The 14,138-nt window shown below is 64.6% G+C and carries 10 protein-coding genes; 6 read left to right on the forward strand and 4 right to left on the reverse strand.

Annotated elements, in window-relative coordinates; translation table 11 throughout:
* The first annotated feature begins 144 nt into the window (after positions 1-144).
* Both J8I29_RS25510 and J8I29_RS25515 read left to right on the forward strand, forming a co-directional pair.
* Complete coding sequence (locus tag J8I29_RS25510) at positions 145-1,059, forward strand: ROK family protein (protein ID WP_209433806.1); 915 nt, start codon at positions 145-147, stop codon at positions 1,057-1,059.
* A complete protein-coding gene (locus J8I29_RS25515; protein ID WP_209433807.1) occupies positions 1,056-1,778 on the forward strand; it encodes a copper homeostasis protein CutC in 723 nt (240 codons plus the stop codon). The genes J8I29_RS25510 and J8I29_RS25515 overlap by 4 nt, the downstream gene beginning before the upstream one ends.
* 304 nt (positions 1,779-2,082) lie before the next feature.
* Here J8I29_RS25515 and J8I29_RS25520 read toward each other — a convergent pair whose 3' ends face one another.
* Positions 2,083-3,681: an inorganic phosphate transporter gene (locus J8I29_RS25520; RefSeq protein WP_209433808.1), complete on the reverse strand. Its 1,599-nt coding sequence runs from the start codon at positions 3,679-3,681 to the stop codon at positions 2,083-2,085.
* A 260-nt stretch (positions 3,682-3,941) separates the two neighbouring features.
* On the reverse strand, positions 3,942-4,289 hold the full coding sequence (locus tag J8I29_RS25525; RefSeq protein WP_105865491.1) for a tetratricopeptide repeat protein: 348 nt from the start codon (positions 4,287-4,289) through the stop codon (positions 3,942-3,944).
* Between the two features lie 489 nt (positions 4,290-4,778).
* Between J8I29_RS25525 and J8I29_RS25530 the strand changes: the two genes are divergently transcribed.
* The 4 genes from J8I29_RS25530 to J8I29_RS25545 all read left to right on the forward strand — a co-directional run bounded on the left by J8I29_RS25530 (position 4,779) and on the right by J8I29_RS25545 (position 11,463).
* Positions 4,779-6,086, forward strand: a complete 1,308-nt coding sequence (locus tag J8I29_RS25530; protein WP_209433809.1) for a DEAD/DEAH box helicase — start codon at positions 4,779-4,781, stop codon at positions 6,084-6,086.
* Positions 6,087-6,123: 37 nt separating this feature from the next.
* Entirely contained in the window at positions 6,124-6,405 is a 282-nt protein-coding gene (gene infA, locus J8I29_RS25535) for a translation initiation factor IF-1 (RefSeq protein ID WP_068294521.1), read from the forward strand.
* A gap of 392 nt (positions 6,406-6,797) precedes the next feature.
* On the forward strand, positions 6,798-7,457 hold the full coding sequence (locus tag J8I29_RS25540) for a class II aldolase/adducin family protein (RefSeq protein WP_209433810.1): 660 nt from the start codon (positions 6,798-6,800) through the stop codon (positions 7,455-7,457).
* A gap of 196 nt (positions 7,458-7,653) precedes the next feature.
* Positions 7,654-11,463 (forward strand): caspase family protein, encoded by a 3,810-nt coding sequence (locus J8I29_RS25545; protein ID WP_209433811.1) that lies wholly within the window; start codon positions 7,654-7,656, stop codon positions 11,461-11,463.
* Positions 11,464-11,519: 56 nt separating this feature from the next.
* Here the strand turns inward: J8I29_RS25545 and J8I29_RS25550 are convergent, their stop codons facing one another.
* Both J8I29_RS25550 and hslU read right to left on the reverse strand, forming a co-directional pair.
* Positions 11,520-12,320, reverse strand: coding sequence for a MetQ/NlpA family ABC transporter substrate-binding protein (locus J8I29_RS25550; RefSeq protein WP_105865487.1), 801 nt, complete (start codon positions 12,318-12,320; stop codon positions 11,520-11,522).
* A 253-nt stretch (positions 12,321-12,573) separates the two neighbouring features.
* A complete protein-coding gene (gene hslU, locus J8I29_RS25555) occupies positions 12,574-13,875 on the reverse strand; it encodes an ATP-dependent protease ATPase subunit HslU (protein WP_105865486.1) in 1,302 nt (433 codons plus the stop codon).
* Positions 13,876-14,138: the final 263 nt, after the last annotated feature.

Raw genomic sequence — 14,138 nt, forward strand, 5'->3', positions numbered from 1 at the left:
AGAATCGCAAAGACACGTCGAACCAAAGAGTTAGAGCAATGCAGCGTCAGGGTGTAAATGCGCTTTGCTCCATGGAAACGCGAAATCATACCTGACGCCACGGCCTAATACAGGAAACAACGGTTTGGAAGGTCTCTTCTGTCAATGACGATCTGCTTCGATATCGGAGGCTCCGCCATCAAGGCGGCCCTCGCCACGCCGCGGGGCGAGGTCAGGCCCTTTGCCCGCATTGCGACGCCGCTCGACGATTTCGGGGCCTTCGTGCAGGCGCTCGCGCAACTGAGGCGGCAGGGCGGGGCGGGGGCGGGCGATGATATCGCCGTGTCCATCACCGGTGTGGTCGATCCACGCAGCGAAATCATCACCTGCGCCAACATTCCCTGCATCGACGGGCGGCGGCTGGCTCCCGACCTGGCCGAGCGGCTTGGCGTGCCCGTGCACGTCGCCAATGACGCCGACTGCTTTGCCCTGGCCGAGGCGGTGAAGGGCGCCGGGCGTGGGCATCGCATCGTCTTCGGCATCATCATCGGCACCGGCATCGGCGGCGGCCTGGTCGTCGACGGCCGGATCCTCACCGGCGCTGGCGGTTTCGCCGGCGAATGGGGGCATGGACCGGTGGTGGCGAGCGAGGCGGGCGAGCCGCCGGTCGCGATCCCGCGCTTTGCCTGCGGCTGCGGCCAGAAGGGCTGTGTCGACACGGTCGGCGGCGCGCGCGGCCTCGAAAGGCTGCACCGCCATCTCACCGGGGATGCGTGCGAGAGCACCGAGATCATCGCGGCCTGGCGGGCCGGCGATGCGGCGGCGGCCCGCACCGTGGCCTGCCAGGTCGATCTCGTCGCCTCACCCCTCGCCCTTGCGATCAATATCGTCGGTGCCGACATCGTGCCGGTCGGGGGCGGCCTCGCCAGCGTGCCGGAACTGATCGCAAGGCTGGACGAGGCGGTGCGCCATCGCATCCTGCGACGATCCTCGGCGCCGCTGGTGGTACCTTCGACCCTCGCGCCGGAGCCCGGGCTGATCGGCGCGGCCCTCCTGGCCCATCAGGGAGAACGCTCGTGACGGCCTTGCTCGAAATCTGCGTTGCCGACGCCGACAGCCTCGAAGCCGCGATCGAGGGCGGCGCCGACCGCATCGAACTGTGCTCGGCGCTCGAACTCGGCGGGTTGACGCCGTCATCGGGCCTGATGCGCCTGGCTGCCCAGGCACCGATCCCGGTCTATGCCATGATCCGGCCGAGGGCCGGCGACTTCGTTTTCTCGCCCCGGGAGGGCGAGATCATGCTGGCCGATATCGAGGCGGCGGGCGGAGCAGGGCTGGCCGGCGTGGTGCTGGGGGCATCCCTGCCCGGTGGTCGGCTCGACGAAGCGTTGCTGTCGCGCCTGCATCCGCATACCGAGGGGCTCGGCACCACGCTGCATCGCGCCTTCGATCTGGTGCCGGACCGGCAGGCGGCGCTGGAGACGGCCATCGCGCTCGGCTTCGAACGCATCCTTACTTCGGGAGGATCGGCCGGCGCTCCCGCCGGGCTGGACGAATTGGTGCGCCTGCACCGGGCGGCCCGGGGCCGCATCGGCATCATGCCGGGCTCGGGATTGACGCCGGCCAATATCGCCGCGCTGCTGGCGGCGCTTCCCGTCACCGAGGTGCACAGCTCCTGTTCGGCGGAAGGGGAGCCATGGAGCGCCGATGCCGTCCGCCTCGGCTTTGCGGTGGGCGGACGACGCCGCACCAGGGCGGACATCGTCCGCGCCTTCCGGGCGGCGATGGCGGGAATCTAGATCAAGCCGATGGATAAGTCCGGCCCTGGCCGAGCCGCCCCTTACCCTTACCCTCTCCCCGCAAGAGGCGGGGAGAGGGGGTCCCATGTCACGCCTTGGTGCGAGATGTTGCGTCTGCAGAATAAGGCGAAACACCGAAGTCTCCCTCGCCCCGTTCTTACGGGGAGACTGTAACCCATGTATCCGGTTCAAAGTGTTACCCATCTATCCACTGGACAGGGTGAGGGGCGGCGTGACGGTTCAGATATAGCCTAAAGGAATGGCCGCCCGGAGGCGGCCATTCCAGCGACCAGGATGCGCTGCTTCAGATGATCTGGCGCAGCACCACGAAGAGCGCGAAGGACAGGGCCATCGAGGCCGGGAGGGTGAGCACCCAGGCCATGATCAAGTTGCGCACCGTCGACATCTGCAGCCCCGTGCCGTTGGCCGCCATGGTGCCGGCGACACCGGACGACAGCACATGGGTGGTGGAGACGGGCAGGCCGAGATAGTCGGCGGCGCCGATCGTCGCCGCGGCCACGATCTCGGCCGAGGCCCCCTGGCCATAGGTGAGATGGGTCTTGCCGATCTTCTCGCCGACCGTCACCACGATGCGCTTCCATCCCACCATGGTGCCGAGGCCGAGGGCCAGGGCGATGGCGACCTTCACCCAGGTCGGGATGAACTTGGTCGTGTTGTCGGTGGCTACGTGATAGGTCTTGATCGTCTTCAGGTCAGCGTCCGACACCGGCAGCAGCTTCTTGGAGTCGATCAGCTTGAGGGCCTCGCCGATCAGATACATGTCGTTGCGGGTGTTCGAGACCAGCCCGGCAGGCACCGCCGCGGCCGAGCCGTAGGGCGAGAGCTGGGATGTGGTCTGCTCGATGAAGATCTTCAGGGCCGGCGTCGTCTCGTCGCTCCAGTTGCGCGTGCGCACCGCCTCGGCGACCTTGGCCTTGGCATCGGCGGGGGCGACCGTCACGCCCGGCTTGACGTAGTTGCCCAGGACCGAACCGGCTGCGGTCGAAGCAGCCTTGTAGGTTTCGAGATAGTTGATGTCGGGCGTGCGGTTGAGGGCGAAGGCGGTGGGCACCACGCCGATCAGGATCAGCATGATCAGGCCCATGCCTTTCTGGCCGTCATTGGAGCCGTGGAAGAAGCTGACCAGCGTGCAGGTCAGGATCAGCAGGCCGCGGATCCACAGCGGCGGCGGGTTGTTGCCCTTCGGCTCGACATAAAGGGCCTTATTGCGCACCACGACCTTCATCAGGAGCAGCAGGGCGCCGGCCAGGAAGAAGCCGAACAGGGGCGAGATCAGCAGCGACAGGCCGATATTCTTGGCCTGGGACCAGTCGACGCCGCTGGTGGCGGAGCCGGCCGGCGCTAGGAACTGGTTGGCGAGGCCGACACCGATGATCGAGCCGACCATGGTGTGCGAGCTCGAGGCCGGCAGGCCGAAATACCAGGTGCCGAGGTTCCAGACGATGGCGGCGATCAGAAGCGCGAACACCATGGCCAGGCCCGCGCTCGAACCGACCTGCATGATCAACTCCACAGGCAGCAGCGAGATGATGCCGAAAGCCACCGCACCGCTCGCCGTGAGCACGCCGAGGAAGTTGAAGACGCCCGACCAGATCACCGCGAATTCGGCCGGCAGCGAGTGGGTGTAGATCACCGTCGCCACCGCATTGGCGGTATCGTGGAAGCCGTTGACGAATTCGAAGCCGAGGGCGATCAGCAGGGCCAGGCCGAGCAGGATCCAGGGCACGGCCACCGCGCCGGTGAGATCGGCGACCAGTGCGTAGCAGACATAGCCCAGGCCCCCGAGCAGGATCAGGGCGATCACGATATTGGGCAGGTTGCCAAGAGAACTCGGCCTGTCGAGCGGATGGCCGCTCCTGTGGCCCGAAGTAAGGTCCGTCATCTCCAAACACCCCCGTGTTTCCATGGTCTGGCGACCCTTAGGCGGGGTTCGTGAAGCTTGGATGACAAAATGTTAATCTGGCGCAGCGACAGGCAAGAAGGTTGGCCGGTCATGCCAACGCCATCGATGCTAAGCCCGACCGAGCCCGTCATTGCGAGGGTAGCGAAGCAATCCAGGGCTTCTAGAAGCGGTGGCCTTCGCTCCTGGATTGCTTCGCTACCCTCGCATTGACGCGTGAGTCAAACATCGCGACCCGGGCATCAGGACTCGTTCGCGGATGAAAACGCCTGCCGGCGCCACAGGATTTGTATGGCCCGGTCGAAATCGGCGGTGGCCTTGTCGAAGGCGCCGAGCTGGCGGTGGACGATGCTGCGCTTGAAGAGGGCGTCGGCATGGCCGGGGTCCAACGCGATCACCCTGTCATAATCGGCGATCGCCTCGGGAAAGGCCCGTTTGTGGTGATAGGCAAGAGCCCGCTCGTAAATGGCGTCGATGGCGTGGGGCTTGCGTTCGATTGCCCTGCTGAATTCGGCAATAGCCCTGTCAAGGTCTTGCTCGCCGGGCCTCGCCGGGCTGTCATCGGGCGACATGGTTTCGGATTCGGACATGCTGACGGAACGCCTTTGCACCTCGGCAGAACCTGCCGGGACTGCGGCGAGGCCTCTTCATCCGCCGCACGAATCCCGAGTCACGCTCGAGAGAATCTGCCGGCATATGAGCAGCAACGTTAGGGAATGTCCATGACGTTGCGTTAGTACCGAAGTCGCCTTCCCGACGGTGGTGCCGAGAGGTCGATATTCCGCAATCCATCCGGTGTGCTTTGCTTTTTCCTTGACTTTGCGCTGCAAAAAGCGCAGCAACCGGCTGTATCGACCGCTCGGGGGTTCGCGCGGCGCGCTGGTTTTTTGCTCGTTGAGAAGCAGCGCCTCACCTCCCGGCCGTCCCCACTAACATTCCGCTGCTCCCATCCGCGCGTGGGTCGCGATATCGCCGTACCGTCTCATCATGCCATTGCGGCGGGTGACGGGCTGTGATCGCGGACCCGGACGGTGGCCGCGCTGCCGTCCGATCGACGAGCGTGGCATGAAGGATTTGATGTGACTTCCGAAGTAACTTTTGCGTCGCTCGGCTTGGCCGAGCCGCTTTTGCGTGCGCTTGACGCCGCCGACTACAAAAATCCCACCCCGATCCAGCACAAGGCCATTCCCGCCCTTCTCGAAGGGCGCGACATGATGGGCCTGGCTCAGACCGGCACGGGCAAGACCGCGGCCTTCGCGCTGCCGATCCTGCAGCGCCTGTCGAAGTCGCGCCACGGCGCCGGCCCTAAGGGCGTGCGCGCCCTCATCCTGGCGCCGACGCGAGAACTCGCCATTCAGATCGACGAGAGCTTCCGCACCTATGGCGTGCATATGGGCTTCCGCACCGCTGTGATCTTCGGGGGCGTCAGCCAGGGGCCGCAGGTCAAGGCATTGTCCGACGGCGTCGACATTCTGGTCGCCACGCCCGGCCGCCTGCTCGACCTGCAGCAGCAGCGCAAGGTCCGCCTCGACAAGGTGGAGATCCTGGTGCTCGACGAGGCCGATCGCATGCTCGACATGGGCTTCTCGCGCGACGTGCTCAAGATCGTCGACGAGACGCCGCTGGAGCGCCAGTCCCTCCTGTTCTCGGCCACCATGCCGAAGGCGATCAAGAAGCTCGGCGAGGAAATCCTGCTCGAGCCCGTGCATGTGGAAGTGACGCCGGAAGTGGTGACGGTCGACAAGATCGACCAGCATGTCTACCACGTGCCGGCCTCGGTGAAGCGTTCGCTGCTGCTCCATCTGCTCAACGATCCGGCGATGAGCCGCGTCATCGTCTTCACGCGGACCAAGCATGGCGCCAACCGCGTCTCGGGCCATCTCGACAAGGCCGGCATCCCCTCGGCGGCGATCCATGGCAACAAGTCGCAGAATGCGCGCCAGAAGGCCCTGGAGGATTTCCGCTCCGGCGCCACGCGCATCCTGGTCGCCACCGATATCGCCGCCCGCGGCATCGATGTCGACGACATCACCCATGTCGTCAATTTCGAGATGCCGGTGGATGCGGAAAGCTATGTGCACCGCATCGGCCGCACCGCCCGCGCCGGACGCAGCGGCATCGCCTATTCCTTCTGCGATCCCAATGAGCGCGACGAGCTCAAGGCGATCGAGCGCCTCACCAAGAAGCCGCTGATGGTGGCCGCTCCGGTGCAGGGGCTCGAAGCCGATCAGAAGCACGGCGAGCGTGGTCCCCGTCACCCGCATCAGGGCAAGCCGAACGGCAAGCCCCGCAACAGCGGGCAGCAGGAAAAATCCCATTCGGGCCAGCCGCGTTCGGGGCGTTCGCGCCGTCCGGGTGGCCGCAACAATCAGCGTCGCGCCGCCTAAGGGCGCGGCCTTTTCATTCCCTCAATAGGACCTGCACATGGCAAAAGAAGAACTGATGGAATTTGAAGGCGAGGTTTCCGAAGTGTTGCCGGACGCCCGTTTCCGCGTGAAGCTCGACAATGGCCACGAGATGATCGCCTATACGGCCGGCAAGATGAAGAAGAATCGCATCAAGACCATCGAAGGCGACCGCGTCACCGTCGAGATGTCGCCCTACGACCTCGACAAGGGACGCATCATCTTCCGCCACAAGGACGAGCGTGCTTCGTCCGGCCCCCGTCCGCCGCAGCGCGGCGGTGGCAATATGCGTCGCCGCTGATCGGATTCGGGGGCGGGTCGTCAGACCCGCCAGGACGCCCCTTTGCCGGGAGCGCGGACTGGTGCGCCGGTCTTCGGAGCCCCGGCACGGACCTCGCACCGGAACCGGGAAAAAACTCTACCCTTGTCGTGCCCGGGCTTGTCCCGGGCATCCAGACAGCGCAAGTCGCCGCGAGTGCGACCCCTGGATCACCGGGGTCATGACCAGGCTCGAGGTCCTCCCCGTCGGCGCTTCGTTTGCGGGAATGCCGATCCCGCCCCATCGCGCGATGGGCCGAGAAGATCGGCACGGCGGCTCTCTGCGCTCAATATCGCTCATTCGACAATTTGGGCTTGCCACCCCGGGCCCTTCTTCCGCATCGATGGCACAGCCTCGAATCCGGAAGACCCACCATGAGCCCAGACGAACTCGGCCTGCGCCGCGCCATCATCGACAAATGCCGCTGGATGAACGCCAACGGCCTCAACCAAGGCACCTCCGGCAATATTTCGGCCCGCTTCGGCGACCGCATGCTGATCACCCCCTCGGCCGTCCCCTATCACGAGATGGAACCGGACATGATCGCCGCCATGCCCTTCGAGGGCGAGTACGGCGCCTGGCAGGGACCGCTGAAGCCGTCGGTGGAATGGCGTTTCCATTTCGACATCCTCAGGGGCCGCCCGGATGCCGGCGCTGTGGTGCATACCCATGCCACCTGGTCCACCATCCTCGCCATCGCCCATAAGCCGATCCCGGCCATCCACTACATGATCGCCGCCTTTGGCGGGCCCGACATACGCTGCGCGCCCTATGCCCGCTACGGCTCCGAGGAATTGTCGCGTTTCGCCCTCGAGGCGCTGGAAGGCCGCAATGGTTGCCTGCTCGCCAATCACGGCATGATCGCGGTCGGCTCCAGCCTGGACAAGGCGATGTGGCTCGCCCATGAACTCGAAACCCTGGCCAAGCAATATTACCATGCGCTGCAGATCGGTGGCGCGAACATCCTGCCCGACGGCGAGATTGCCCAGGTGGTCGAGGGCTTCAAGAGCTACGGCCTGCAGGACAGGGAGTAAGGGGCAAATCCCCAACGCTTCTGCCGCCGGCGGAGCGAACACCACTGTTCCCCATATTCGTGAATCGTGAAGGAAGAAGGACGTAGCAGGCTACCTCCCTTGGGGGCGGAGCTACCCCCAAAAGCCGAATGGATATTCACCACCGGCACATTAAGGTTCTTGCCGTGGCGGTGTCTCGGAAGGGCGGGTTTGGGGCATGCGGGCTGTCTTCTTTGTTGCGTGGCTGTGTCTGGGCACGGCCCTTTGTTCGCGGGCGGTGGCCGGCCCCGATGCGGCTCCCAGCCCGCGAGGGCTCTCGCGCATCGACGCCGCGTTGCCTGCCACCATCGAGGGCCAACTGTCCTATCCCGGGGAGGGATTGCCGGACGACCTCAAAGTCTGCGCCGTCAATCTTGCGACCACAAAGGAAACTTGTACCGGCGGGCGCATCAGGCTGAAGCGCAAGGGGCGGCCAGCCGGCTATCGGCTGACGGTGGCGGCCGGCGACTATCATGTCTATGCCGTCAGTCGGGAAAGCGGGCAGGAGGCACGCGCCTATTTTACCGAGTTCGTAACCTGCGGCGTGCAGGCCGGCTGTCCCTCGCATGCCATCATCCCGGTGCGCCTGGCTCCGGGCGCGGTACGCAGCGATGTCGACCCGGGAGACTGGTATGCCGATAAATGGCCGGACGCGGTAAAGCCGCTGGCAGAACCGACGGTCACCACGCAATCCGACAAACCCGATGCTCGCGTGCAGGGCAGGCCGCCCGCAGCGTCCGCCGAGGGCAAGCGATCCCATACGCTGCTCGGTGAGGCCAACCAGAGCTGCGACGCCGCGTTGCCGTTGCTTGCCGAGCTGAGAAGTCGCCTCTCCGTGACGGCGATCGGCGGCACCGCCGTTCGAGCCGGGGACATCAAGACGCTTTCCTGGTCGGTCGGCCCGCAGCAGGGCCGTGCTCCGACCTATCTCATGATCGCCGCCGATGCGCCTGTCCGGGTGAATGGCAAGGGATTCTATGTGCTTGCGCCCGATGCCATAGCCCCGTTCCGCCTTCGACAATTCAAGGAATTGACGCGTATCGTCATTCCCTTGCACATCGGGGATACGGCGCGCAGCGGCAGCCTCGATGTCAGGCCGCTTCAGGCAGGAACCCTTCATCTCACGGCCGCCATCACCGGTTTTGCGCAATGCGGCGAGCTTGCCGATGACTCGCCGAGGTCGATCGATCTGGCGGTGAGTGCCGGAACACCCGAAATCGTGATTTCCGATCGTTTCGAACTCAGGAAACCCGATCAGAGCATCCTGTCGCCTGACGGGACACGCCGGATTGACATTGTCGGTCCACGCTGGCGATTGATCGATGTCGCCAGTGGGAGCCAGCTGTCGGAGCAAGTCGGGAAGGAGCCGCGCTTTTCACCGACGGGGCGCTTCGTAACCGCGACGGCTGAAGAGCAGTTCAGCCTCTACGATGCCGTCGACGGCAAGTTTGTTCAAAAATTATGGACCGGCAGTTGGGACCTCGCCTGGGACGACCGGGACAGCTTCCTCGTCATCGGCGCAAGCGGGCGCGGCTTCATCAACGTCCTCTATCCCCTCAGCGAAACGGATCCAGACATTCAAGTGGGAGACGGTTGCCGGGCCGCATGCCCCGGTGTGGAGAGTTCGGCCGTAAAGATCGATCTGGAGAATAATCTGGTGCTGGGGCGCGGGACCCGGGCGTTCGACACAGTGGCCGATGCATATGCCCGGCTGATGACGGGAACGGCGACGTTCCGGGACATTCGCAACAAGCCCAACAACGCCGTCGAGACGTCCGGCGACGGCAGGCCCATGGTCTATCACAGCTCGATCAATGCCTTTGCGGCGCCCTATCAGACGGTCGCCTTGGCGATCCCCAAACGGTGGGACTTCATTGATGGCCTGAAGTTCACCGTGCTGGGCGACCGTTCCTACCAAACGGACGCCCCGGCCGTGAAGGCGAATGCGGCCCTGCATCAATTCCTGGTGCAGCCCATCCTCGCCTCGGGCATGCCGGCAGCCGACCCGGTATCCAGCGATCCCATCGCTGTCGCGACGAGGGGAATAGGCCGCGTCTTCCTGCCCGACGAGGCCCAGCTTTCCAAGCTCGAGCGGCGCCTGCTCGATTTCGGCCTGGAAATCAATACGGGAAGCAATCTGGCGACGTTGCCAGCGAATGCCGTCCTGAAGAACTCGCGCAAGCCCGATATCTGGCAGTTCGTCGGGGACAACAAAATCCAGGTGGCGGCGAGCAGTGAAAACTGCGGATCGGCCGACAAAGAGGCCGATGGCACCATAACCATCGATGCCTTCACCCCGATCGTCGAGCAGCTCTCGACGCCGCGTTATAAGCTGACCTTCTTCGGCGGTAGCTGCAATGGCGGCAATGGCGGTTTTCTCGATGCGCAACGCTTCATGCATGATTCTCGCGAACCGGGAGAAGTCTTCGACCTGATCGCCGGAACCAACGAGGATCCCGACAGTCCCGCTACCTGGTGCCCGACCCGCATCGGCGCCTGCGGCATCTCCGGAACACTCTTCTTCGAACGTTATCTGGTCATCTGGTCCAGGGAGAGCTTTGCGGCGGCGGTCTATGACTTGCAGACGCGCAAACTTCTGCATTCGCTGATCCGCCTGCCATCGCCCGACGTGATGGAGCGTATCTCCCTATCGAACGATCTCAAGACCCTCACCAAGATCGATCGAGATGGCGGCTTCCAGATCCTGGACCTCAGCCGCAGCCAGAAGAGCGCCGACGGCAAATTCACCAGCCAGTCCGTGCAGAAGCCCGTCATACTCTATGGCCGTGTGGTCGATGACGAGGTGGTGGTATGGGCCCCCACGGGCCAATTCGACGCCACCATGGAAGGCGCCAGCTTCGTTTCACTCAAGCTGCCGGGAAGGCAAGGCCAATACACGCTGCAGCAATACCGTGGCGTCCTCCATAAGGCGGGCCTGCTCAAGGAAGTGCTCACCGGCAGGACGCTTCCAGACGTCGCGATTGATCGCTTCCCTCCGGTGATTGCGGTGAAGCCGACTCCCTCTCCGCGCGTGACGGCGGAAATTGCCGTCACCGAAGGCGAGGTTGCAGCGTTGCGCATCTATCAGGATGGTCAGTTCACGGACGAGATCGCGGTGGCGGCGGGCGCAAGATCGGCTTCCGTCGATGTGCCGCGCCTGGCCGGTGCGCGCTGGATCGCCGTCGTGGCCAAGGGCAAGTCGGGTCTCTACAGCCAGGCTGCGACCTTCGATGCGGGCCAGCCCGGAACCGGGCGGCGGCGTGTTCACCTCATCAGCGTCGGCGTCGACAAATATGAGGACCCCGGCATCAGCCAGCTCGAACTGGCGGCAAGTGATGCCGGGCGCTTCCACGCGGCGATCGCAACCAAGGCCGGCGACAGCGTGGATATCGTCTCGCAGGCCCTGCTGACGGATGAGCAGGCTTCGCGAGAAGCCATCCTCGCCAAGCTGCGCGTGGCAATCGCCGCCGGCGAACCGGGCGACACCATCCTGCTGTTCGTGGCGGGGCACGGCATCCAGACGCCCGACGGTCAATATTATCTCGCGACGAGCCAGACACGACTGGCCGATATCGCCGGTACGGCCTTGCGCTGGAGCGATCTTGCCGCTGAGCTGGCAAAGGCGAAGTCGCGCATCGCCGTCTTCCTCGACAGTTGCCATAGTGGCAGCGCCGGCACCGGCTTCTTCGCCACCAGCGACAGTACGGCAAGCGCGCTCATCGACAAGGTGCCCTCCGGCATCGTGATCTTCTCCGCGGCGAAGGGACGAGAATTATCGGAGGAAATGCCCAGCCAGGGCGGCGGCGTCTTCACCGACGCTCTGGTCAAGGCGATGGCGAACAAGGCCACCGACCTCAACAGCAATGGCGCAATAGAGGCCTCCGAACTCTATGCCGGCGTCAAGGGCAGCGTGATCAAGGCCACGGATGGGCGGCAGACGCCATGGTTCGCCCGCAATGACATGGTGGGCGACTTCGTGCCCTTTTGAGCGCTCGCGTTCGGTCCGCGGAGGCGCCCGGCGACGCCCCCCGTGATGTCGGTGTCTTACCAGGTCGGTACATAGGCGCCCTTGTATTTGTCCAGCACGAAGGCCCGGACCTCGGGCGAGCGATAGGCCTCGGCCAGGATGGGCACCCAGGGCTGGTCCTTGTCCGCCGCGCGTACCGCAATCAGATTGGTGTATTGCGGCTTGAGGTCCTCCAGCAGCAGGGCTTGCCTGGTCGGGTCGAGGCCGGCCGTGACGGCGTAATTGGCATTGACGGCCGCGGCATCGACATCGTCGAGGGAGCGCGGCGTCTGGGCGGCATCGACCTCCAGGAAGCGCAACTGCTTGGGATTGGCGGTGATATCGGGCACGATCGGCTTGTAGCCGACGCCGTCCCGGAGCGAGATCACGCCCTTGTCGCGCAGCAGGAGGAGCGTGCGGCCGCCATTGGTCGGATCGTTCTGGATGGCGATGGTGGCGCCGTCCGGCACCTCGCTCCAGGCCTTGTGCCTGCGCGAATAGACGCCCAGGCGTGAATTGATGATCGGGGCGATGCCGACGATCTTGTAGCCGCGGTCGGCGATCTGGTTGTCGAGATAAGGCTGGTTCTGGAAGGCGTTGGCCTCGATTTCTCCGGCATCCAGCGCCGCATTGGGCACGACATAGTCGGAGAATTCGACCACCTCGATGTCCAGCCCGCGCTTGGCGGCGACCGGCTTGGCCGCTTCCAGGGTCTCGGCCATCGGCCCGGGCGTGGCGCCGACGCGGATACGGGTCGGCGAGGCCAGCGCGGCGGGGCCGGTCAGCAGGGATGCGGCGGCGAGCGTCAGGAGGGAGCGGCGGGTGAGGGAGAGGGGCATCGATCGATCTCGTCAAAGGGATGGACGATGCGATGGTAGAAAAATTAATTCATTAAATCCATAAAAATTATATATTATTCAGCGCGGCCACTCCTACAGGGTTCATCCGAGTTGGCGGGTCATGGCGCCAAGCGGCTTCCTGATGGGCGGGTCCCCAGACCCGCCTACAGGGGCCGCATTTCCAGGCGGGTCTGGGACCCGCCCACCGCGGGCGACGCCAAGGGCGATAGGTCAATCTTCTCGCGGTCCGGCGTTACAGGATGAACTGGCTGAGATCGGTGTTCTTGGCGAGGTCGCCCACCGTCTTCTGCACATAGTCGGCGTCGATCGTCACCTTCTCGCCGCCCTTGTCGGGAGCGGTGAAGGAGATCTCGTCGAGGATGCGTTCCATCACCGTCTGCAGCCGGCGCGCGCCGATATTCTCGACGGAGGCGTTCACCTGCACCGCGATGGCGGCGATGGCGTCGATCGCCTCGGGCGTGAAGCTGAGCTCGAGGTTCTCCGTGCCCATCAAGGCCACATATTGCTTGATCAGGCTCGCTTCCGTGTCGGTGAGGATGCGGCGGAAGTCGTCCTGGGTCAGCGCCTGCAGCTCGACGCGGATCGGCAGGCGGCCCTGCAATTCCGGCAGGAGATCGGAAGGCTTGGCGACGTGGAAGGCACCGGAGGCGATGAAGAGGATGTGGTCGGTGCGCACCGCGCCGTGCTTGGTCGACACGGTGGTGCCTTCGATCAGCGGCAGGAGATCGCGCTGTACACCCTCGCGGCTGACATCGGCGCCGCCGCGGTTCTCGCGGGCGCAGATCTTGTCGATCTCGTCGAGGAAGACGATGCCGTTGTTCTCGACCTGGCGGATGGCCTCCTGCACGATCTGGTCCTGGTCGAGCAGATTGTCGGCCTCCTCCTGGATCAGCTGGTCGTAGCTGTCACGGACCGTGGTGCGCTTGGTCTTGGTGCGCCCCGAAAAGGCCTTGCCGAAGATGTCGCCGATCGAGACGACGCCCATCTGGCCCTGCGGCAGGCCGGGCAGCTCGAAGGTGGGCGAGGAGGTGTCCTTCATCTCGATCTCGATTTCCTTGTCGTCGAGCTCGCCTGCTCGCAGCTTCTTCTGGAAACTGTCGCGGGTGGCCGGGCTCGCCGTGGCGCCGACCAGCGCGTTCAGCACGCGCTGTTCGGCAGCCAGATGAGCCTTGGCCTGGACTTCCTTGCGCTTTTCGGCCTTTACCAGCGCTATGCCGATATCGACGAGATCGCGCACGATCTGTTCGACGTCGCGCCCGACATAGCCGACCTCGGTGAACTTCGTCGCTTCCACCTTCAGGAACGGCGCATTGGCGAGCTTGGCGAGGCGCCGCGAAATCTCGGTCTTGCCGACGCCGGTCGGCCCGATCATCAGGATGTTCTTGGGCATTACCTCTTCGCGCAGCGTCTCGTCGAGCTGCAGGCGGCGCCAGCGATTGCGCAGGGCAATGGCGACGGCGCGCTTGGCGTCGTGCTGGCCGACGATGTGGCGGTCGAGTTCTGAGACGATTTCGCGGGGGGAGAAATTGGACATAGGCACTCGGGAGGAAGGGTAAAGCTGCTACATAATGGCTGAAACGCGAAAATCCAGCATCGAGAATTGCAGGCGGCCCCGCAATTGCACGAAGGAAACCGAGGGGCGGCGGTACGATGTTAACGCAATTTCCCGGTTGAACGGCATTGGTCTGAAGATTTGTGAGGGATGATGGCCTCTTTGCCTTGACAGGAGTCTTGTCCCACCGTCAGGATGCCGCCGCCTGTGGGGACCGCCTACACCGATGGTGCGCCGGCTCCGGC

The organism is Labrys sp. LIt4 (assembly GCF_017813775.1).
GTDB classification, from domain to species: domain Bacteria; phylum Pseudomonadota; class Alphaproteobacteria; order Rhizobiales; family Labraceae; genus Labrys; species Labrys okinawensis_A.

Coding starts and splice junctions, on each gene's coding strand:
- J8I29_RS25510 (WP_209433806.1), top strand. CDS start 145: ATGACGATCTGCTTCGATATCGGAGGCTCCGCCATCAAGGCGGCCCTC.
- J8I29_RS25520 (WP_209433808.1), bottom strand. CDS start 3,681: ATGACGGACCTTACTTCGGGCCACAGGAGCGGCCATCCGCTCGACAGG.
- J8I29_RS25525 (WP_105865491.1), bottom strand. CDS start 4,289: ATGTCCGAATCCGAAACCATGTCGCCCGATGACAGCCCGGCGAGGCCC.
- infA (WP_068294521.1), top strand. CDS start 6,124: ATGGCAAAAGAAGAACTGATGGAATTTGAAGGCGAGGTTTCCGAAGTG.
- J8I29_RS25540 (WP_209433810.1), top strand. CDS start 6,798: ATGAGCCCAGACGAACTCGGCCTGCGCCGCGCCATCATCGACAAATGC.
- J8I29_RS25545 (WP_209433811.1), top strand. CDS start 7,654: ATGCGGGCTGTCTTCTTTGTTGCGTGGCTGTGTCTGGGCACGGCCCTT.
- J8I29_RS25550 (WP_105865487.1), bottom strand. CDS start 12,320: ATGCCCCTCTCCCTCACCCGCCGCTCCCTCCTGACGCTCGCCGCCGCA.
- hslU (WP_105865486.1), bottom strand. CDS start 13,875: ATGTCCAATTTCTCCCCCCGCGAAATCGTCTCAGAACTCGACCGCCAC.